The organism is Variovorax robiniae (genome assembly GCF_037889955.1).
Taxonomy (GTDB): Bacteria; Pseudomonadota; Gammaproteobacteria; order Burkholderiales; family Burkholderiaceae_C; genus Variovorax; species Variovorax robiniae.
Genome location: NZ_JBBKZS010000015.1, coordinates 35,942 through 56,225 on the forward strand (window position 1 = coordinate 35,942; position 20,284 = coordinate 56,225).

Below are 20,284 nucleotides of genomic sequence, written 5' to 3' on the forward strand. Positions count from 1 at the left end.
ATGAGCCAGAGACAAGCCCCCTTCAACGTCGCCGTTGGCGACACCCTGCCCGTGCTGGAACTGCCGGCCATCAACCGCACCACGCTGGCCCTGTTCGCAGGCGCCTCCGGCGACCACAACCAGATCCACATCGATACCGACTACGCCCGCAAGGCCGGCATGCCCGACGTGTTCGCGCACGGCATGTTGTCGATGGCCTACCTCGGCCGCCTGCTGACGCAGTGGGTCGACCAGCGCCAGATCCGAAGCTTTGGCGTGCGCTTCACCGGCATCACGCACCTGGGCCACAAGATCACCTGCAGCGGCCGCGTGGTGGAGCGCTTCGAAGCCGACGGCGAGCAGCGCGTGAAGCTGGAAATCGAAACGCGCAACCAGTACGGCGATACCAAGATCGTCGGCGATGCCGTCATCGCCCTCTAACCCCATTCACTTTTTCACTCGGAGAGATACACCATGGGAACACTCGACGGCAAAGTCGCCCTCGTCACCGGTTCGGGCCGCGGCATCGGCCAGGCCATCGCACTGAAGCTCGCCAGCCATGGCGCGCGCATCGTCATCAATGACCTCGACGCCGACCCGGCGAACGAGACGGTCGAACTGCTTCGCAAGCAGGGCACGGACGCCGTGGCCTGCGTCGGCAACGTCAGCGCACCGGACTTCGCCGAGCGCTTCATCAAGACCGCGGTCGACAACTACAAGGGCATCGACATCATCGTCAACAACGCCGGCTTCACCTGGGACGACGTGGTGCAGCGCATGACCGACGAGCAGTGGTACGGCATCCTCGACTGCCACCTGACCGCACCCTTCCGCATCCTGCGCGCGGCCTATCCGGTCATCAAGGCGCAGGCCATGGCCGACCAGGAAAAGGGCATCGAGAACTACCGCAAGGTGGTCAACATCTCGTCGACCTCGGCACTGAACGGCAACGCCGGCCAGATGAACTACTCGTCGGCCAAGGCCGGCGTGATCGGCATGACGCGCGCGCTGAGCCGCGAGTGGGGCCGCTTCAAGGTCAACGTCAATGCGGTGGCCTTCGGCCTGATCCACACCCGCATGACCAATGCCGATGCCAAGGCCGGCGCGACCATCAACATCGAAGGCAAGGACATCCGCGTCGGCCTGAACCCCGAGCTGCTGAAGTCGCATGCGGCACGCAACCCGCTGGGCCGTGGCGGCACGCCGGAAGAAGCGGCCGGCGCGGTGTACCTGTTCTGCACGCCCGAGTCGAACTACATCACCGGCCAGGTCGTGGCGGTGGCGGGCTCGCCGCAGTAATTGCGGAAGGACATCTGGACGGGTCCTCCAAATCAAGGACTTGTCCAGCGTCTCCCACAAAGTCCCGGATCCAGCGCGCCGCGAGAGCGCGTGACCCAAGGCACACATAACGGCATTGGCAGCGGGGACATGGATTGACCCCGCCGCCGCAGTCGATCAAAACGATTCTGGAGACAAGACATACATGACCACCCTCGCCGCCGAGGCCCTCGTACCCGCGCCCGTGCGTTACCGGCCGGTGCCCTACGAGATCCGCAAGGCCGTCTGTGAACGGCGCGCGGACGGCACGCTGATCCTGCGTTCACCGCTCACGCCCAAGCCCACGGGGCGCACCGGCTTCGCCGGCTTCATCCCGCACTGGGCCAGTAAGCGCGGCGACCTGCCGTCCTTCTGCGAGCGCGATGCCCAAAGCGGCGAATGGAAGCGCCTCAGCTGGCGCCAGATGTGGCAACAGGTCCAGACCGTGGGCGCGGCCTTGCTCGACATGGGCCTGGGCCAGGGCAAGCCACTGGTCATCCTGTCGGCGAACTCGCTCGAACAGCTCGTGTTGCTGATGGCCGCGGAATATGTCGGCGTGCCGGTGGCCCCGGTGTCGCCGGCCTATTCGCTGCTGAGCAAGGATTTCGCGCGCCTCAAGGGCGTTTGCGAACTGGTTCCGCCGGCGGCCCTCTTCGTGCAGGACGTGGCGACCTACCAGCCTGCGATCAACGCGCTCGGTTGCGCCGACGTGCCGGTGATCGCGGTGAACGGCGCTGCGGTGGGCCAGCATGCGTGGAAGGCCTTGGCGCACGGCGAGCTGACGCCACAGCGGCGCGACAAGGTCGCCGCGGCACACGCCGCAATCCAGCCCGAGCACGTTTCCAAGATCCTCTTCACCTCCGGATCCACCGGCGTCCCCAAGGGCGTGCCGGTGAGCTACAGCAACCTGCAAGCCTGCGCAGCCAACCTCGCGAACATGTTCGAGAAGCTGGCCGACATCGACGGGCCGCCGGTCTTCCTCGACTGGCTGCCGTGGCATCACGCGCTGGGCGGTGTGCTCAACCTCGGCCGCTCGGTGCTGCTGGGCGCCACGCACTACATCGACGACGGCAAGCCGCTGCCGGGCCTGTTCGATCGCACGGTGCGCAACCTGCGCGAGATCTCGCCGACCTTGCTGACCTCCGTGCCCTCCGCCTGGTCCATGCTGGCCACGGAATTGGAGCGCGACCCGCAACTGGCCCGCAGGCTGTTCGCCCGCGTCATCAACTTCGGCTATGGCGGCGCGAGCCTGCCCCGGGATGTCTGCGAACGCATCCAGCGCGTGGCCGAGCGCACCGTTGGCGAGCGCATCGTCTTCGGCACAGGGCTGGCATCGACCGAGACCACCGGCGTCGGCACCAACCGCAACTGGAGCAGCGACGACCTGGCCAACATCGGCGCACCGCCGCCCGGCACCGAGATCAAGCTGGTGCCGCTGGACGGCGACCGCTACGAGATCCGCGTGCGCGGCGCGCACAACTTCAGCGGCTACATCGGGCGGCCCGACCTCACCGCGGCCGCCTTCGATGAGGAAGGCTTCTTCAAGCTCGGCGACGCCGTGCGCCTCGTCGACATGGACGACCCGGCCAAGGGCATGCGCTTCGACGGCCGCGTGGCGGAAGACTTCAAGCTGGTCAACGGTACCTGGGTGCGCACCGGCTCGATCCGCCTCGGCCTCATCGAACGCTGCGCGCCGCTCATCACCGACGCCGTGATCTGCGGGCATGACCAGAACTATGTGGCCGCGCTGGCCTGGCCCAATGTGGCCGCCTGCCAGCGCCTGCTGCCGGAACTCGCCGGACTCAGTGCCGCCGAACTGTCGACCCATCCGGCTCTCGTCGCCGCGCTGGGCGAGCGCCTGCGCAAGGACAGCGGCAGTGCCAGCCTGCGCGTCGAGCGTCTGCTGCTGATGGCCGAGCCGCCCTCGATGGACGCCAACGAGATCGCCGACAAGGGCTACGTCAACCAGGCCACCACCCGCTCGCGCCGCGCCCATCTGGTGGACGAACTGTTCCCCGACAAGCCCGGCCCGCACGTCGCCACCACGCGCTGAACGAATCATCAATAAGACGGAGACAAGCAACCATGCGCAATTTCATCGCCAAGGCCTTCATAGCCATCGCCGCACTCGCTTGCGGCTCGCACGCCCTGGCCCAGGACTACCCGACCCGCCCCATCACCATCGTCGTGCCCGCACCGCCCGCGGGCGCCACCGACGTGCTGGCCCGTGTGCTGGCCGACGAACTGGGCAAGAGCATGAAGCAGGCCGTCATCGTGGACAACAAGCCGGGCGCTTCCGGCATGCTCGGCGCATCGGTCGTGGCCCGGGCCCAGCCGGACGGCTACACGATCCTCCTGACGCACGCCGCGCCGATCTACTACGCGCAGCACATGTTCAACAAGGTGCCCTACGACGTGCGCCGCGACTTCGCCTTCATCACCGAGATCTGCTCGGCCAGCCTGGTCTTCGCGGTCAACAAGGACGTGCCTGCGCGCAACATGAAGGAGTTCATCGCCTGGGCGCAGACGAACAAGGGCAAGGTCAACTACGGCTCCTATGGCGTCGGCTCGGCCAGCCATCTGCTCAGCGCACACCTGAGTGAATCGCGCAAGCTCGACATGACCCACGTGGCCTACAAGGGCGAGGCGCCGATGGTCCAGGACATGATCGCCGGCCAGATCCCCGTGAGCATCGGCACGATGGGCACCATGGCGCCGCACATCGCCAGCGGCAGCCTCAAGCCGCTGGCCATCATCGGCGACCGGCGCCTGCCGGAACTGCCCAACGTGCCGACCATGGCCGAGGCGGGCTTCCCCGATGAGGAGTTCAAGCTGGTGGGTGGCGTGATGGTGATGGCACCGGCGAAGACGCCACCGGCGATCCTGGCCAGGCTCGAGAAGGAGACGCGCGCGGCCGTGCAGAGCGTGGCGATGAAGGCGCGTTTCCAGGCCTTCGGCTTGCTCGGCATGGGCAACAGCTCGGCGGAGTTCCGCAAGAACTTCGAGGCAAGCGGGCCGATGATCGAGCGGCTCGTTCAGGTGTCCGGCGCGAAGGTGGACTGAGCGGAATTCACGACTCGGTGGCAATGCGCATCAGCGCCGCGCGATCGCACACCACCAGTCCGCCCGATTCCAGCCGGAGGATCTGCTCGCGCTCCATCGTCTTGAGCTCCTGGTTCACGCGCTGGCGCGAGGCACCCAACAGTTGCGCCAGTTCCTCCTGTGCGAGGTGCAGGCCGATGCGCATCTGGGCGGCGTCCTCGAGGCTCGGCACGCCGTAGATGCGCGCCAGGTGGACCAGCTGCTTGGCCAGGCGCGCGCGCAGGGGCAGCGTGTTGAGGTCTTCCACCAGGCCGAAGAGCGCGCGGGTGCGCCGCGCCTGCAGGCGCATCAAGGCTTCGTAGAGTTCCACATGCGTCGACAGGATCTTCTGGAAGTCCGCCCGCGCGACACAGAGGACGGTCGTGTCGTCATGCGCGAAGGTGTCGTGCGGTCGGCGCTCGCCGTCGAACATCTCCACGTCGCCGAACCAGCTGCCGGGCTCCAGGTAGGTCAGCGTGATCTGCTTGCCCGACACCGTCGTCGAACTCGCGCGCACCGCGCCCTTGGCGCAGCCGAACCATTGCTCGGCCGGGTCGCCGCGCGCGGCGATGAGTTCGCCGTCCTGGAAGCGCTTGACCACCGCGCAGCGCAGGATGTCATGCCGCAGCGTCGGCGAGAGCATGCTGAACCAGCGGCCCTTGTTGATGGCCGTGCGTTCTTCCATGGTGAGGATCGGATCGTCGTCCATGGTCTCTCCTGTCGACGAAAAAAGTGCGGAAGGGGATTGTCGGCCAAGCACCGTCCGGCGGCTGTGCACCAAGGTGCAATTGCGTTCATCCACCGGCGGGCTGAGGCTCAAGGGCGCTCGCAGCCGCAGCACGGCAACGCCTCGTCCGCCGGCCCGGCCTGCGCAGTCCCAACAGGAGCGATGCGATGGCGACGAAGAAGTCAGACAAGCCGGTGCCGACGAAGAAAGCCGCGGGCACACCCGCAACGGGCACGCCCGACGTGCTGCCGCGCCCGGACTTCCACTTCCAGGGCGAGGTCGGCCGCACCTACCTGGAGTCCGACCCGGGCCGCTTCCCGCAGCCGGTGAAGGCCCCGGCCGGCGCGCCGAACATCGTGCTGATCCTCATCGACGACTGCGGCTTCGGCCAGTACGGCACCTTCGGCGGCGGCATCCCCTCGCCCACCATGGACAAGCTGGCGTCCGAGGGCCTGCGCTTCAACCGCTTCCACACCACGGCCCTGTGCAGCCCCACGCGCGCGGCGCTCATCACCGGCCGCAACCACCACTCCGCGGGCTTTGCCGGCATCACCGAACTCGCCACCGGCTACGACGGCTACACCTGCATCCTGCCCAAGAGCTGCGGCACCATCGGCGAGGTGCTGCGGCAGAACGGCTACATGACGGCCTGGATCGGCAAGAACCACAACACGCCCGCCTGGGAGACCAGCGCCGCCGGCCCTTTCGACCGCTGGGCCAACGGCCTGGGCTTCGACTACTTCTACGGCTTCAATGCCGGCGACATGAACCACTGGAACCCGATCCTGTTCCAGAACCGCGACCTGGTACCGGCCTCGACCGACCCCAACTACCACCTCACCACCGACCTCGCCGACAAGTCGATCGCCTGGGTGCGCCAGGCCAAGAGCATCGCGCCGGACCGGCCCTACTTCCTCTACGTCGCCACCGGCGCCACGCATGCGCCGCACCACACGCCCGAGGACTGGATCGCCAAGTTCAAGGGCCAGTTCGATGGCGGCTGGGACAAGTACCGCGAGCAGACCCATGCGCGCCAGCTCAAGCTCGGCGTGATCCCCGAAGGCACGAAGCTCACGACGCGTTCCAAGGGCCTGCCGGCCTGGAGCTCGCTCAACGCGGACCAGAAGCGCCTCTACGCAAGGATGATGGAAGTCTTCGCCGGCTATGCCGCGCATTGCGACTTCGAACTGGGCCGCGTGGTGGAGGCCTGCAAGCAACTGCCCGACGCCGACAACACGATCTTCATCTACATCGCCGGCGACAACGGCGCGAGCGCCGAAGGCGGCATCGAGGGGTCGCTCTGCGAGAACATGTTCTTCAACGGCTTCTCGGAGAAGTGGCAGGACAACATCAAGGCCATCGACGAGCTCGGCGGCCCGAAGCACTTCAACCACTTCCCCTCGGCCTGGGCGCATGCGATGAACACGCCCTTCCAGTGGACCAAGCAGGTGGCCAGCCACTTCGGCGGCACGCGCAACCCGATGATCATCTCGTGGCCGGATCGCATCAAGGACAAGGGCGGCCTGCGCGACCAGTTCATCCACACCATCGACCTGGTGCCGACGCTCTACGAAGTCTGCGGCATCACCGCGCCGACCGACCTGAACGGCGTGCGGCAGAAGCCGATCGAGGGCGTGAGCTTTGCCGCGGCGTTGACGGATGCGGAGGCGACGAGCCTGCGCAAGACGCAGTACTTCGAGTTGGGCTGCAACCGCGGCCTGTACCACGACGGCTGGATGGCCTCCTCGCCCTCCTTCGTGCCCTGGGATCCGAACCGCCAGGAGTGGGACCCGGACAAGGCGCCCTGGGAGCTCTACAACATCGAGGAAGACTTCTCGCAGGCCAACGACCTCGCGAAGAAGAACCCCGAGCTGTTGCGCAAGCTCCAGGACATGTGGTGGGTGGAGGCGGCCAAGTACAACGTGCTGCCGCTCGACTGGCGCGCCACCATCCGCATGAATGCCGAGTTGATGGGGCGGCCCAGCCTCATCCGTGGCCGCACGAAGATGACCTACTACCCCGGCACCATCGGCCTGCCCGACGCGGCCTCGCCGGCGATGTGCAACAAGTCCTGGACCATCACCGCGGACTTCGATGTGCCCGATGGCAAGGCCGAAGGGATGCTGGTCACGCACGGCGGACTGGAAGGCGGCTACGGGCTTTACCTGCGCGATGGCGTGCCGAGCTTCGTCTACAACTTCCTCAGCGTCGAACGGACGACCTTCACCGCGAAGGGCCCCTTGTCGAAGGGCAAGAACAAACTTGTCGTGGCCTTCAAGTACGACGGCGGCGGCATGGGCAAGGGCGGCACCGTGACCATGAGCGCGAACGGCAGGAAGGTGGCCGAGGGGCGGCTGGAGCGCACCATCCCGATCCAGTTCTCCCTGGGCGAAGGACTCGACGTGGGCATGGACATCGGCTCGCCCATCGACTTCACCTACAAGCTGCCCTTTGCGTACACCGGCTCGATCGAGAAGATCACGGTGGAGCTGGGGCAGATGGACACGGCGCCCGCCGCGAAGGCAGCGAAGAAGGCCAAGGCAAAGGCGTGACCGTCCTTCGGTGCTGATGGGTCAGGAAGCGTCCGCGACGCGCTTCACACCCGGCGGCACCCAGCCACCGTTGAAGGCTTCGGCGCGCGGCAGGTAGATCCGCATCGTCAGCGTGAAGTTGCCGTTCTGCGGCGCCGGCAGCCAGTTGGCGTCCTGCTCGCCGCCGGGTGCGGTCTTCTGGATGCAGAGGTCCAGCGATCCGTCCGCATTGAGCTTCAACGCATCGCGGTCGCCGATGGCAAAGCGGTTGATCGCGTTGGCCACCTGGAATCCTTGCGGGTCGTACATCGTCACCGACCAGAAGGCGTCGGCCGGCGGCAGCTTGTCCTTGTCGAAGTGCAGCACGTAGGCCTTGTCGGAGGCGAGCGGCTTGCCTTCCGCATCGACGGAGGTGGTGGGATAGATCGAGTCTTCCGGCAGATTGGCGCCGAGGCCTGCCAGCGCGATGACGGCACGGCGCTCGTAGTTGCTGCCGTAGCTGCCGATGCTTTCCGTACTGGCCGACCAGCCGTTCACGCGCGGGCCGAAGTTGCGCAGGCGCTTCATCATGCGCTCCTTCGCGTCCTGCGCACCGGCGTTGATCGCGGCGACGGTCTCCGGGTCCAGCTTTGACGCGTCGAAGCTCTTGCCAGGGTCCAGGCCGATGGCCGCGGCGCGCATCAGCGTGGGGTAGTCGCTGGCGTGCGGCGGGTTCTTCTTCATCAGCTCGGCCAGGCGGGTCAGCAGGGTCACGCCATCGAGCTTGCCGACCTGCACCAGCGGCGGCGTCTTCGGGTCGATCGATGCATCGACGGGCGTCGGCGCGGGCTTGACCTCGGGCTTGCCCCAGCGGCTGAGCGGCGTGAGTTTGAAGCCATCCTGGATCTTGTGCACGTTGGCGAAATCGGCCACGCCGTTCGTCTGCGTGCGGCCCATGATCCAGGTCATCGAGGTGGGCGCCTCGACGCGCGTCACGCCCGCCGGCAGTTTGCCGTGCCAGCCGCGCGGCACCATCGCGAAGTTCCCGCCGTCGTTGCCGGTGGTGCGCGTGCCGGGCACCATGAACACGTCGGTCCACATGTCCAGCGCGGGCACCAGGTAGTAGCGGCCACCGCTCGGCGGCACGGTCAGCACGATCGGCTCCTTGCTCACGTCGACCCAGGCGAAGGAATACAGCGTGTCGAAGTTGTAGCGCACCACGTCGCGCGACTCGGCCGTGGGGTAGGTGCGGAAGTGTGCGAACTGGTTGACCGGCGCGCGCATGGGCACCGAGGTGGCGTCGGGCACGTTGGTCTGCTGCTGCATGGTCGTTTCCATGAGCACCATCGGGTAGCCGTAGATGTAGAGGTCGTTGGCCAGCGCGCGGACCTTCGCAGGCGCGAGGGGCTCGGCCGCCTGGGCGCCAGCAAGGGGAAGCGCCAGTGTTATTGCAGCCAGGAGGGACGCCAAGGGTCGTCTGAAGTTCATAGGGATGTCTCCGTGTTTAATGTCTTCCATTACTTTAATGGGATGCATTAGACTCGGGATATCACGTCGGCGACATACCTCGCCGCCGGGCAGTACTTTCGCGATGACCTTGCCGCTCAAAATCCAGCCCATGCCACGCGCTCCTCGCCAAGCCTCCGCGCCCGAATCGACGCCTCCTGCCGAGACCGGTGACAGCGCGCGCCGCCTGCTGGAAACGGCCGAACGGCTTTTCGCACAGGAGGGCGTCGACGGCGTCGCGCTGTCGCGCATCGTGTCGGCGGCCGGGCATCGCAATGCTTCCGCCCTGCACTACCACTTCGGATCGCGCGCGGCCATCGTGGCGCACGTGCTCAACATGCGGCTGGAGCCCATCAACACCCTGCGCAACGAGATGCTCGACACGATCGAGCGCGAAGGCCGCGGCGGGTCCGTGCGCGATGTATTCGAAGCGGTCGTGCTGCCGCTCCAGCAAACCATCGCCTCCACGCCGTGGGGTGGCGACTACGTCCAGGTGCTCGCGCAGTCGGTGCTCAACCCACGCATCCTCCGCACCGATCTCATCGACCGCAGCAAGCTCACCGGCTTCCTGCGCGTCTTCAAGCTGCTGCACGCCGCACTGCCGGAGATGCCGGCTGGCGTGATGGACGATCGCTTCTCCTGGGCCAACGACAACGTGATCCTCGGCCTGGCGCGATGGAGCCGTGCGGACGAGGCCAGCCGCGCGCTGAGCAACGTGGCACAGGACCTGGTGGACTACGCGGTCGGCGGCTTCAGCGCGCCGGTCTCGCGCAAGGTGCCTGTGCGCGGGCGCAGCAAGTCGCTTGCGGGCGTCGACTACTTCCTGCGCTGATTGCCGGGCCGGCGGTCCGCTACCACGTGTACTTCGCCCCGAGCCTGATGCTGGTCGACTTGTAGCCCTGGCTGCCCCACTGGTAGCCCAGGTTGCCCCATGCGCTCCAGCCGCGTGCCAGGTCGGCGTTGAGGCCGAGCTTGGCTTCGTAGCGGTTGTTCGGGTACATGGAGCGGAAGGCGAGCTGGTTGAAGACCTCCGTACTGTCCACGCCGTCGTGCCACCAGTTGAGCGTGAAGTACGGTTGCAGCTTGCGCCCGTCCTCGCGCACCCAGGTGCGGTAGCTGCGCACGCCGAGTCGAGAGATCCATCCGCTACCGTCCTTGCCGCGGATCTGGGTGCCGTTCGGCTCGGTGATGTTGTCTTCCTCGTACTTCACGAAGATGAGCTGGCCTTGCGGCTCCAGCACCCAGCCCGTGTCCGCCATCCTGAACGCGTACCCCGTCTCGCCGGAGAGTGTGAGGGCCTTGGCGTGGTACTTCACATCGGGCAGCGTGTCGCCTTCCACCTTGTTGTGGAACCATCCGTAGGTGCCCCACGCATCGACATACCAGCCGAGCTTGCTGGCATCGTTCTGGTACCAGGTGGCATAGGCGCCCAGGCTCCAGCCCTCGACCTTGCCACGGGCTTGCGCGGGGTTGCCGTCCGCGCGCGCCTCGCTGCTGGCGGAACCATAGCCAAGCATGGCGCCGAGGTGCAGCCGTCCGGACTCGCCACCCACGGCCCAGCGCGCGACGTCGCCACCGCCCTGGATCAAGTTGCTGTCGCCATCCGTCGAAAAATTGCCATCGGCCGACGTGGCCTTGGTCTGCCTGTTGACGACGCGCAGCCAGCCGGAACGAGGCTGGTCGGCTTGCGTGTTGAAGCCCTGCGATTCGACCCACTGCGGCTCGCCCAGGCGGTCATGCAGGCTGTGGAAAAACATGCTGCCGGCCTGGCGCTGGTTGGACAGGTAGGCGCCGACCTCGGGACGGTACAGGGGGCGGTCGGGCAAGGGTAGCGGCGATGGTGCTGGAGTGGGTGTCGGCGCGGGCGCGGGCGCCGGAGTTGGTGCCGGTGCCGGCGTGGGTGAAGGCGCGGGCGATGGCGATGGCGTCGGCGCGGGGGCTGGCGTAGGAGCTGGCGCTGGCGCTGGCGCGGGACTGGGAGCTGGAGCCGGTGCTGGAGCCGGTGCTGGCGATGGCGATGGCGCTGGTGCCGGCGAAGGTGCTGGAGGCGTGGGCGCAGGCGCAGGCGATGGTGAAGGCGAAGGCGAAGGCGGCGGCGTCGGGCTGCTTTGCGACGACCGCAGATACCAGCTCAAGTCGGCCGTCGACTGCTGTCCGCCCCGAAACAAGCGGTACTCGATCGCCCCTGCCACCACGCGGTTCGACAGCGCGAACGAAGACGCATCGCTCGTGCCGCCGTTCGCCATCTGCACTACCCGAATGCCATCGCTCATGGTGAAGGCGCCCTGCCCGCCCGCATTGACGATGCGCAACAGGCTCTGCCCCGACGCCGTGCCGCCATCGATGACCAGGTAGTCCGATGGCGCGCCGTCACTGGCCAGCACCGTGTGCAGCGCGATCGTCCCGCCCTGCCCCACCAGGTTGCCCACGATGCGCAGCGAGTCGCCCGCGCCGGAGCTGCCGTTGGTCATGTCGATCAAGCCGGCATTGATCACCGTCGCGCGCTGCCCTGCCACAAAGGGCGCGATCACATGCATTCCGTTGCCCGCGAACACGGTGCTGGTCGGGTCGATGGTCAGCGTGCCCGTGCCGGTGCCGCTGTCGCCCAGTGTCAGCGTGCTGTTGAAGGTCAGCGACGAGCGGTTCGTCAGGTCGATGCGCTCCCAGCGGATGAAGCGCTGCACGTTGTCGGCCGCGGTGTTGTCGAGGATGAGCTGGTCGTTGCCCTGCCCGCCGTCGATCTGGATCTGCCGCAGGTTGCTCGACGTGAGGTTGCGGAAGGTCGCAACATCGTCGCCATCCTCCATGGCGAGGCTGCCGATCTGCCCGCCATTCCAGAGCAGCCGGTCGTTACCGCTGCCGGTGTTGACGACCTGCGTGATCGTGCCGCCCGAAATCGTTGCAGTGTCGTTGCCCGCGCCCTGCAGCACCTGGTTGTTGACCGTGCCGCCCAACATCGTGAAGGTGTCGTTGCCATCCCCTTCGTCGATCACGCCGTTGATCGTGTTGCCGAAGGCATCGGCCTCCAGGCTGATCACGCGGCCACCCACGCGGTTGATCACCGTATCGTCGCCCGAGTTCAGCCGGATCGAGTTGTTGACCAGGCCGGCGTTGTCGATGAAGTCGCTGGCAGCGCCGTTGCTGACGATGTCGCCATTGATCGTCGCGGCGCTTGCGTTGGTCAGCCGATTCTGCCCGTCGCCGGTGAAGGTGACGCCGTTCTGGATGGTGTTGGCGTTGTCGACCCGATTCACGCCGCTGCCATTGATCCTCAGGCCGTTGTTGATGGTGGCGTTGGCCTGGTTGTCGACCGTGTTGCTGGTGAAGCCGATGAGCGACAGGCCCTGGTTGAACGCGCCGCCATTGACGACGCTGTTGACGGCCCCGCCCAGCGTCACCGGGCCGTTGACACCCTTGCCGCCCGGTACGGTGAGCGTGTTGCTGCCCGTGCCGGTGATCGTGATCCCGCCGTTGAGGCTGGCGCCTTGCGTGATCGCGATCGCGCCGTCGCCCGTGCCCATGATGTCGCCGTTGATGGATCCGTTGCCGGTGTTGTTCACCGTCAGCGTGCCGTTCGCGACGCTGTTGAGCTGCACCGCCGTGCCGCTGCCGTTGATCCGGCCGCTGTTGTTCAGCACCGAATCCCCCGGGCCGGACATCGTCACGCCCGCTCCCTGGAAGCCGTCCACCGACCCCGATCCCGTGATGCCGATCGTCGTCGGCCCCGTGGTCACGAGGCCGCGCGCACCTTGCACCTGGCCGCTGTCGTTGATGGCTCCGCCCGCGCCCAGCGTGATGGCATCAGCATTGCCGGTGCTCAACTGCGCGCCAGACAGCACATTGACGATGACGCCGGCCGCACCCGGCTGCGCGACCACCGGCGACGTGACCGGACTCGGCGCGCTGCTGTCGCAGGTCACCGTCTGTCCCGGCCCCGGCGTCAGCGTGGGCGTGCAAGCGGCGCGCGCGGCATTGCCGCCGCACAGGAGCAGGCCCACGGCCGACCACACTGCGCTGTACGTCAGGTTGATCGCGGGGGCTTTCATTTCTCCATCCTCTGCGCGGGGTTTCCAGGAGAGAAGGTAGACAAATGCCCGCGAGCAGCCAATTGCACCTTGGTGCCAATTTGCCCATCGAATCGATCCGCGGTCTTGCAGGCCAAGGCCCCTGCACCGCAAACTCCATCGATGTCTGTCAGGAGGTCCACATGCCACTTCGAACCACGCGACTGACGCTGAACCTGGCATCAGGCCTGGTCATCGGGCTGTACGCTTCCGGCGTCCATGCAACAGAAGGCGGCCTCGGCCGCCCGATCTCTGGCACCACCGTGCAGTCCAATGCGGGCATCGTCTCGCCAGAGCCCATCTGGGCCGTCAACTTCAGCCAGATCTATGCGGACGGCTCGATCGGCGGCAGCCGGCTGGTGCCCGTGCTGCGCCAGGCCTCCATCGGCATCGACGCGAAGATCTCCTTCACGCTCGCGACCGTCATGAAGGTGTGGGACACCGGCCCCGGCAAATGGAACTTCGCATCCAGCATCACCCTCCCCTACCTCTATGAAAAGGTCAACGCCAACCTCACGATTGGCACGCGCCAGGGGAATGCGCAGGACGTGGCCTCCAACATGTTCGACATCTACGTCTCGCCGATCATCGCGGGCTATCACTTCTCGCAGACCGAGCACATGTCGCTCAGCTTCAACTTCTGGGCGCCCACCGGCAAGTACAGCCCGGACAACCTGGCCAACCCCAGCCTCAACAACTGGACCTTCATTCCGCAGATCGCCTACACGCGTATCTTTCCGGAGAGCGGCTGGCAACTCGACGCCGTCGCCAACCTGCAGTTCTACACGCGCAACAAGGACACCGACTACCAGAACGCGCCGCTGTTCGCGATGGACGTGATGGGCACGAAGAAGTTCGGCAACGGTGTCGGCGCCGGGCTCATCCTGGGCACCGTCCAGCAGATCGGCAAGGACAGCGGCCCCACCGCAGACCGGCTCAACGGCTTCCAGGGCCACGACTGGGCGCTCGGCCCCGTGGTGAGCTACGACACCAAGATCAATGGCAAGACCCCGCTGTCGATGAGCCTGCGCTGGGTGCCGACCATCAGCAGCAAGAACCGCATCGACAGCCGCAAGACGGTGATGGCGAGTGCGACGCTGATTTTCTGACGCTCTACCCCGGAGGGATCGCGGCAGCCTCGCAACGGCCGATCGCGCCGGCGCATCCCGTGGCCGATGCGCGGCACCCTGCCCTTGGCTTCAGTCATGTGCCCCCTGTGCACGCAGCCACCATCCTCTGAACGGAGGATGCCTGAGGCAAGCCGGCGCAAGGACAATGACTGCACTCGCAGCGGACCAACCTTGCCGACCTGCGTTGAACAAGGAAGGGGGATCCCATGAGCGCACCTCTCTTCGCAGGTGATGTCCTGTTCTTCCAGCGACTCCTGCGTGCCGACGGCTTCTACCATGACGACCTGGATGGAGAATGGGGCCCGAAAACCGAAAAGGCTGCGAAGGCTTACGACGCTGCCGCCCAGCAGATCCGTTCGCAGACGCGCACCTTTGACACGCGCAGCGAGGGCTGCATCCTGACGCTCTCGATCGCCGCACAGCGAAGAGCCCGCGAGTACCTCGGAAAAGTGCTCGATGGCGGCGTCATCGCTCGCATCATTTCCGGCACGCGCACCTATGCCGAGCAGGATGCACTGTTCCGCAAGGGCCGCTTCGGCAATCCGCAGCCCAGGGTGACCAATGCCCGCGGCGGGCAGAGCAATCACAACTTCGGCGTGGCCTGGGACATCGGCATCTTCACGAAGGCGGGCGGTTATCTGGGCGAGGGACCCGGATACGACAAGGCCGCTGCACTTGGCTTGCCGGTCGCGGGAGGCGTCATCGAATGGGGCGGAAACTGGACCGGCTTCGTGGACCGTCCGCACTACCAACTGGCGCTGGGTCTTTCCGTGAGCGAGTTGCGCCAGCGCTTCGAGGCCGGGACGCTGGACCTCGGCACCTTCTGAGCCCCCGCGGCCGGACCGCTCTCCCCGCAGGGGATCAAGTCGAGATGGCAAAGCCACATTGACGGGAGTGCCCTCGCCATTCGTCCGGGGACGCACCTTCCATGCCTTCAGGCCGACTGCTCTTTCGCGTGGCCGTCCTGCAGGCCTGCACGCCGCTCCTGCCTGCGCCCCAGCGCCAGCGACAGCAAGGTCCACCCCAGCGCCACCGGCACCGCACACAAGGCGATCGCGCCGATCTTCAGCCCCAGCGCCTGCACGCTGTCATAGACCCAGCTGTAGAGCGCATCGGAGCCGCGATACACCACCACGTCGATCATGTTCTTCGCCTTGTATTTCTCCTCGCGCCCCACCACCGTGAAGAACACCTGCCGCGCCGGATTGGCGATCGCGAAATTCATCCACCGCTGCACCACCTGGAACACCAGCACCACCATCAGCCCCGGACTCCACCACAGCACCACGAAGCCGACCACATACACCGCGGGCAGCGCCGCCGCCGCGATGCCGGTGCCAAAGCGCTTGAGAAAGTGCCCCGTCGCGAACACCTGCGTGGCCAGCGTCAGCAGCCCCACGATCAGGTCGACGCTCGCGAAGATCCGCGTCTGCGCACCGGCCCCCTGCACATTGGCGGACACCAGGTTCGCCTGCATGAGATAGAGCATCGTCGCGCCGAAGGACAGCAGGCTCACCCACGCCGCGACGCCCAGCAGGTAGGGCGAGCGCACCAGCCCCGACAGGCCCGCGAAGACACTCCCACCCACGCGCTGCTCGCTGTGTCGTTGCCCTTGCGGCGACCCCACGCTGCGCTCCAGCCGCGCCGCGCAGAACACCGCGATCTCCAGGAACACGATGGCCGCGATCAGCAGGTTGTGCGGCCCCAGCGGCACCGACAGCGCGATGGTGATCACCGGCCCCAGCAGCGCCCCGGCCGTGCCGCCCGCCCCGATGAAACCGAACAGCCGCTTGCCCTGCTCGCTCGTGAACAGGTCCGCCATGAAGGACCAGAACACCGCCACCGCGAACAGGTTGAACACGCTCACCCACACGAAGAACACGCGCGCCACGATCACCGGCGCGACGTCCAGCGCCAGCAGCAGCCAGAAGATCGCCAGGTTGAGCACGAAGAAGTGATAGACGATGGGGATGAAGCGCGCCCGCGGCAGCCGCGCCACCAGCGCGCCATACACCGGCTGCGCCGCCAGCAGCGTCACGAAGGTCGCAGTGAACAGCCACGGCAGCGCACGCGTGCCGCCGGCAATGCCCATCTGGTCGCGCAACGGCCGCAGCACGTAGTAGCCCGCCAGCAGCGCGAAGAAGTAGCCGAAGGACCAGAGGGCGGCAGCCAGTTCCGCCGGCGTCGCCGGCACCGCCTTCCGCAACCAGCGTTGCAACACCCCCGGCAGCCCGCCCTGGACCGCCGCCGTCATGGCGCCAGCGACAGCTTCTGCTTCAGTTCCGCCGCACTCACCGACTGCCCATAGCCCGGCCCGCCGCGCTGGAAGCGCCTGGCATCGGCCAGCTTGCCAACCACCACCGGATCGAAGCCGGCATCGCGCACCAGTTGCGCCGCCACCTTCACTGCATCCGGGTCGTCACCCGCGATCGGGATCGCCAGCTTGGGATCAGGCCGGTTGGCCTCGCGCGCGAAGATCGTGTACGACATCGTGTTGAAGGCTCGCACCAGCCGCGCGCCGGACAGGTACTTCTGCGAGACGACACCGATGCCCTCCTGCTCCACCTCGTCGGCCACGGACCCGTCACGCGAGGCCACCGCGTTGCAGGCATCGAGCATGACCTTGCGATTGAGGGACGCGCCATAGTCCTTGCCGATCTGCGGCAGCGCGCCGTAGGGCACGGCGATGAAGAGGGCTTCGCCGAAGGCGATGGCTTCTGCGACCGTGCCCGCCTTGGCCAGCGGGCCGAGGCCGGTGACGAGGTCCTTGAGTTCTTCGGGGTGGCGGGAGGAGAAGAGGACCGGATGGCCCGCCTTGACCCAGAGGCCGCCGATGGTGCCGCCGATGCGGCCGGAGCCGATGATGCCGATGGGGATCCCCTTGGCGGCCGGCTGTGCCAGGGCGGCACCGGGCTTCAGGGCAGTGAGGACGGCAATGGCGCCAGCCGCGGCCAGCAGGCCCCGGCGGGCGGGATCGACGGATGGATGTGGGCGCACCATATACCTCTCGCGGTGGTCTGACCGTGAAACACGTGCAGCAAACATCATGTTCCGAGCAGCCCGGGCTTGCAAGCATGCGACTTGGCGGCTCACACCATCCTCAGAAATTCCGACACGCGCCGTCGCTTGAACAGCTATGCACCAGCCTTGGGCTCGGCCCGCATCCAGGCAACCGCCTCGTCGCGACCGGCGACACCCAGCTTGCCGTAGATGTTTTTCAGGTGCCATTTCACGGTATCGATGGAAAGGCCCAAGGCGAGCGCAATCTTCTTGTTGGGCATCGCCTGCACGAGAAGACCCAACACGTCCCGTTCGCGCTCGCTCAATGGCTCGACCGAGCCCTTCCCCGCATGGCCTTGTGCGACCGCGGGCTCGCTCGCGACCAGCGCTCCGCTCTTTGCGGCGCCCAGCCGCTCCGCATAAAACCCCAGCACCGGATCCAACTGCCCATCCTTGGCCGCCTCCGCCAGCAGCCCCAGCACGCCGGGGTCCGCATCCAGCAGACTCCTCACCAACCCCAGCCGATGCCCGCGCCGCAGCGCAGCCACCGTGCACTCCCTCGCCGCCTCCACCCGTCCGCGCCGCCGCTCGATCGTCGCCTGCATCAGGTTCAACTGCGCAATCAGGCGCTGCCTTCCGCGCAGCTCGATGTTCGCGATCAGCGGCTCGATGCGACGTGACGCGTCATCCAGGTCCCCGCGCGCCATCGCCCACTTGATGCGCGCCCGCTCGGTGATGACGGCGATCTCGCCGAGCGCGCTTTGCGCCGCATTCGCGTGCCGCGCATCGATCTCGCCGGCACGCGTCAGCGCGATCTCGGCCTCGGCCACGTCGCCCATCTGCAGGCGGTATTGCATCTGCAAGGCCAGGCTGTACGCCAGCAGGCGGTCCAGGCCCAGCGTGGTGCTGTAGTCCTCCAGCCGCTCCAGCCAGGCCATGCATTCCATCCTTCGCCCCGCCGCCCAGTGCGACGCGGCCAGCGTGCGGTGCACGCGCAGCACGGAGTCGGGGATCGACACGCGCTCCAGCGCGTCGGCGCGGACTTCCAACAGTTGCAAGGCTTCGTCGATCTCGTCGTGCTCGTAGAGCACTTCGCCCAGCAGCGCGGTGCTGAGGTAAGTCGGATCGACACAGGTGCTGCCGCCTTCGTTGGCCTCGCGCAACACATCGCGGTAGATGCGCTCAGCCTGCGTCATGCGGCCTTCCATGGCGTAGCTCAGGCCGATCAGGGCGCGGCCCTGCAAGGTGCCCGAAGGCGTGCCGCGCAAGGGTACGCCGTTGACCAGACGAATGGGGTTGTCGTGCTGGATGCGCCGGGCACGCTCGTACTCGCCGCGGTGCATGCAGAACCATGACAGCAGGTTGTCTCGCCCGCCGATGGCCATGGCATCCGCACCTTCCGGCACGGCGAGCAGGCGCGGCAGCAGGGCCGCGGCGGCATCGGTGTCGTCGCGCTGCAAGGCAAGGCTCGCCTCCATCAAGGTGAGCGAGAAGTGGCTGATGGCATCGTCCGACGGAATGTCCTTGCGAAGCGTCGCGATGTGCGCGGAAACCGCGGCGAAATCACGTGCGAACAAGTCGATCCGCGCCAGCCACAGCCGCAGCCCGACGCGCGCTTGCACCTGCGCGGGCGGCAACTGGCGCACCAGGCCGAGGAGCTTGCGCAGTTCGCCGCGCACGGCCAGGCCGTTGGCGGACTTTTCAACGAGTGCCGCGGCGGCAGCGCCCTCGCCCGCCGCCACGGCCTGCCGCACGGCTTCATCGATGTGGCCGTGGTCGCGAAACCATTGCCAGGCGATGCGGTGCACGCGCTGCTGCGCTTCCTCGCTGCGCGCTGCAAGGCGCTCGCGCAAGGTCTCGCGCAGCAACGGATGCAGGCGGTACCAAGTCTCGCGCCCGGTGCCGTCGATGGGGACGATGAACAGGTTCTCGGCCTCCAGCCGCGCAAGCAGCGGCGCCATGGTGGGATCGTTTTCGGCACGGCCGAACAGCACGGCGCACAGCGGCGCGCAGAAGCGGCTGCATGCCGACGCGCTGATGAGCAGGTCCAGCTCCAGCGGCGAGAGGCGCGACAGCACTTCCTTTTCGAAGTAGGCGGCGAAGGCCTGCGGGTCCTGCACGTGCGAGCGCACGAAGTCGCCGGGCGCCTGGGCATCTGCCGGCGAAGTGCCTGCCGCAGCCAGCTCCTGCCGGCGCTTCTTCCAGTTGATGGCCAACAGTTGCAAGCCTGCCGCCCAACCGTCGGAGAGTTCGTGCAGCAGCATCGCATCGCGGTGGTCGATGCTGCCGAGTTGCGATTGCAGGAAGCGCTCCGATTCCGCGGGTGAAAAGCGCAGGTCGCGCACGTCGAGTTCCAGCACCTGGCCCTCGGCGCGCAGGCGCTCCAGCGACACGGGCGCTGCGCTGCGAGAGGCCAGCATCAGGTGCAGGTTGACGGGCGCGTAGTCGAGCAACCATTGCAAGGCCTCGTGGATGCGCGGGTCGGTGAGGTTGTGCACGTCATCGAGCACCAGCACCAGGTCGCGCGGGTGGGCGGCGATGGAGCGCACCAGCGCGATCAGCGTGCGCTCGACGGCCTCGCTGTCGACGCCCCGGCCGGCGAAGTCCGCGGCCTCCTGCGTGACGCCGGGCGCGATCTGCGCAAGGCTGGCCAGCAGGTAGTCGAGCAGTCGGGTGAGCTCGTTGTCCTCGCGGGTCAGGGTCAGCCAGGCGACGTCGAAGCCCAGTGGCAGCAGCGCCTGGCGCCATGCGACCAGCGTGGTGGTCTTCCCGGCACCGGCCGGGCCTTGCAGCACGAGGCAGCGGCGGCGACGGGCTTCCATCAGGCGAGTCAACAGCGCCTCGCGCGCGACGATACGACCGGCGCTGCGCGGCGGGATCATCTTGGTGGTGACCAGCGGCTTCAGCGTGGAGGCCTCGGGCGGGCGCTCGGTTTTGCGGGGCTGGGGCTTGGTGGGCATGGGACGGGGG

The 20,284-nt window shown here is 67.1% G+C and carries 14 protein-coding genes; 8 read left to right on the forward strand and 6 right to left on the reverse strand.

What is annotated here, in order from left to right; all coding sequences use genetic code 11:
• The 4 genes from WKW79_RS26770 to WKW79_RS26785 all read left to right on the forward strand — a co-directional run bounded on the left by WKW79_RS26770 (nucleotide 1) and on the right by WKW79_RS26785 (nucleotide 4,359).
• Complete coding sequence (locus tag WKW79_RS26770) at nucleotides 1-420, forward strand: MaoC family dehydratase (protein ID WP_340338264.1); 420 nt, start codon at nucleotides 1-3, stop codon at nucleotides 418-420.
• A 33-nt stretch (nucleotides 421-453) separates the two neighbouring features.
• Nucleotides 454-1,278 carry an SDR family NAD(P)-dependent oxidoreductase gene (locus WKW79_RS26775; RefSeq protein WP_340338265.1) on the forward strand — a complete coding sequence of 275 codons (825 nt, stop codon included), beginning with the start codon at nucleotides 454-456 and terminating at the stop codon, nucleotides 1,276-1,278.
• 184 nt (nucleotides 1,279-1,462) lie between these two features.
• Nucleotides 1,463-3,349, forward strand: a complete 1,887-nt coding sequence (locus WKW79_RS26780; protein ID WP_340338266.1) for a feruloyl-CoA synthase — start codon at nucleotides 1,463-1,465, stop codon at nucleotides 3,347-3,349.
• A 32-nt stretch (nucleotides 3,350-3,381) separates the two neighbouring features.
• On the forward strand, nucleotides 3,382-4,359 hold the full coding sequence (locus WKW79_RS26785; protein WP_340338267.1) for a Bug family tripartite tricarboxylate transporter substrate binding protein: 978 nt from the start codon (nucleotides 3,382-3,384) through the stop codon (nucleotides 4,357-4,359).
• A 7-nt stretch (nucleotides 4,360-4,366) separates the two neighbouring features.
• On the opposite strand, the gene WKW79_RS26790 is transcribed toward WKW79_RS26785, so the two are convergent.
• Complete coding sequence (locus WKW79_RS26790) at nucleotides 4,367-5,086, reverse strand: Crp/Fnr family transcriptional regulator (protein ID WP_340338268.1); 720 nt, start codon at nucleotides 5,084-5,086, stop codon at nucleotides 4,367-4,369.
• A 185-nt stretch (nucleotides 5,087-5,271) separates the two neighbouring features.
• Here WKW79_RS26790 and WKW79_RS26795 point away from each other — a divergent pair, with 185 nt between their 5' ends.
• Entirely contained in the window at nucleotides 5,272-7,656 is a 2,385-nt protein-coding gene (locus WKW79_RS26795) for an arylsulfatase (protein WP_340338269.1), read from the forward strand.
• Between the two features lie 21 nt (nucleotides 7,657-7,677).
• Here WKW79_RS26795 and WKW79_RS26800 read toward each other — a convergent pair whose 3' ends face one another.
• Nucleotides 7,678-9,102 (reverse strand): DUF1254 domain-containing protein, encoded by a 1,425-nt coding sequence (locus tag WKW79_RS26800; RefSeq protein ID WP_340338270.1) that lies wholly within the window; start codon nucleotides 9,100-9,102, stop codon nucleotides 7,678-7,680.
• 130 nt (nucleotides 9,103-9,232) lie between these two features.
• On the opposite strand from WKW79_RS26800, the gene WKW79_RS26805 reads away from it, so the two are divergent.
• On the forward strand, nucleotides 9,233-9,952 hold the full coding sequence (locus WKW79_RS26805; protein WP_340338271.1) for a TetR/AcrR family transcriptional regulator: 720 nt from the start codon (nucleotides 9,233-9,235) through the stop codon (nucleotides 9,950-9,952).
• Between the two features lie 19 nt (nucleotides 9,953-9,971).
• On the opposite strand, the gene WKW79_RS26810 is transcribed toward WKW79_RS26805, so the two are convergent.
• On the reverse strand, nucleotides 9,972-13,166 hold the full coding sequence (locus tag WKW79_RS26810; RefSeq protein WP_340338272.1) for an autotransporter family protein: 3,195 nt from the start codon (nucleotides 13,164-13,166) through the stop codon (nucleotides 9,972-9,974).
• A 161-nt stretch (nucleotides 13,167-13,327) separates the two neighbouring features.
• On the opposite strand from WKW79_RS26810, the gene WKW79_RS26815 reads away from it, so the two are divergent.
• Nucleotides 13,328-14,293 carry a SphA family protein gene (locus WKW79_RS26815; protein WP_340338273.1) on the forward strand — a complete coding sequence of 322 codons (966 nt, stop codon included), beginning with the start codon at nucleotides 13,328-13,330 and terminating at the stop codon, nucleotides 14,291-14,293.
• A gap of 227 nt (nucleotides 14,294-14,520) precedes the next feature.
• Nucleotides 14,521-15,141, forward strand: a complete 621-nt coding sequence (locus WKW79_RS26820) for a M15 family metallopeptidase (protein WP_340338274.1) — start codon at nucleotides 14,521-14,523, stop codon at nucleotides 15,139-15,141.
• A 107-nt stretch (nucleotides 15,142-15,248) separates the two neighbouring features.
• On the opposite strand, the gene WKW79_RS26825 is transcribed toward WKW79_RS26820, so the two are convergent.
• The 3 genes from WKW79_RS26825 to WKW79_RS26835 form a co-directional block, all read right to left on the reverse strand.
• On the reverse strand, nucleotides 15,249-16,568 hold the full coding sequence (locus WKW79_RS26825) for an NTP/NDP exchange transporter (RefSeq protein WP_340338275.1): 1,320 nt from the start codon (nucleotides 16,566-16,568) through the stop codon (nucleotides 15,249-15,251).
• Complete coding sequence (locus WKW79_RS26830) at nucleotides 16,565-17,314, reverse strand: NADPH-dependent F420 reductase (protein ID WP_340338276.1); 750 nt, start codon at nucleotides 17,312-17,314, stop codon at nucleotides 16,565-16,567. Before WKW79_RS26830 ends, WKW79_RS26825 begins: the two co-directional genes overlap by 4 nt.
• Nucleotides 17,315-17,448: 134 nt before the next feature.
• Nucleotides 17,449-20,274 carry a winged helix-turn-helix domain-containing protein gene (locus tag WKW79_RS26835; protein WP_340338277.1) on the reverse strand — a complete coding sequence of 942 codons (2,826 nt, stop codon included), beginning with the start codon at nucleotides 20,272-20,274 and terminating at the stop codon, nucleotides 17,449-17,451.
• Between the last annotated feature and the right edge of the window lie 10 nt (nucleotides 20,275-20,284).

Bases quoted from the DNA above. Each gene is read 5' to 3' on its own strand.
- WKW79_RS26835 (WP_340338277.1), bottom strand. From the start codon at position 20,274: ATGCCCACCAAGCCCCAGCCCCGCAAAACCGAGCGCCCGCCCGAGGCC.
- WKW79_RS26790 (WP_340338268.1), bottom strand. From the start codon at position 5,086: ATGGACGACGATCCGATCCTCACCATGGAAGAACGCACGGCCATCAAC.
- WKW79_RS26830 (WP_340338276.1), bottom strand. From the start codon at position 17,314: ATGGTGCGCCCACATCCATCCGTCGATCCCGCCCGCCGGGGCCTGCTG.
- WKW79_RS26820 (WP_340338274.1), top strand. From the start codon at position 14,521: ATGAGCGCACCTCTCTTCGCAGGTGATGTCCTGTTCTTCCAGCGACTC.
- WKW79_RS26785 (WP_340338267.1), top strand. From the start codon at position 3,382: ATGCGCAATTTCATCGCCAAGGCCTTCATAGCCATCGCCGCACTCGCT.
- WKW79_RS26800 (WP_340338270.1), bottom strand. From the start codon at position 9,102: ATGAACTTCAGACGACCCTTGGCGTCCCTCCTGGCTGCAATAACACTG.
- WKW79_RS26815 (WP_340338273.1), top strand. From the start codon at position 13,328: ATGCCACTTCGAACCACGCGACTGACGCTGAACCTGGCATCAGGCCTG.
- WKW79_RS26780 (WP_340338266.1), top strand. From the start codon at position 1,463: ATGACCACCCTCGCCGCCGAGGCCCTCGTACCCGCGCCCGTGCGTTAC.
- WKW79_RS26795 (WP_340338269.1), top strand. From the start codon at position 5,272: ATGGCGACGAAGAAGTCAGACAAGCCGGTGCCGACGAAGAAAGCCGCG.
- WKW79_RS26770 (WP_340338264.1), top strand. From the start codon at position 1: ATGAGCCAGAGACAAGCCCCCTTCAACGTCGCCGTTGGCGACACCCTG.
- WKW79_RS26805 (WP_340338271.1), top strand. From the start codon at position 9,233: ATGCCACGCGCTCCTCGCCAAGCCTCCGCGCCCGAATCGACGCCTCCT.
- WKW79_RS26810 (WP_340338272.1), bottom strand. From the start codon at position 13,166: ATGAAAGCCCCCGCGATCAACCTGACGTACAGCGCAGTGTGGTCGGCC.
- WKW79_RS26825 (WP_340338275.1), bottom strand. From the start codon at position 16,568: ATGACGGCGGCGGTCCAGGGCGGGCTGCCGGGGGTGTTGCAACGCTGG.
- WKW79_RS26775 (WP_340338265.1), top strand. From the start codon at position 454: ATGGGAACACTCGACGGCAAAGTCGCCCTCGTCACCGGTTCGGGCCGC.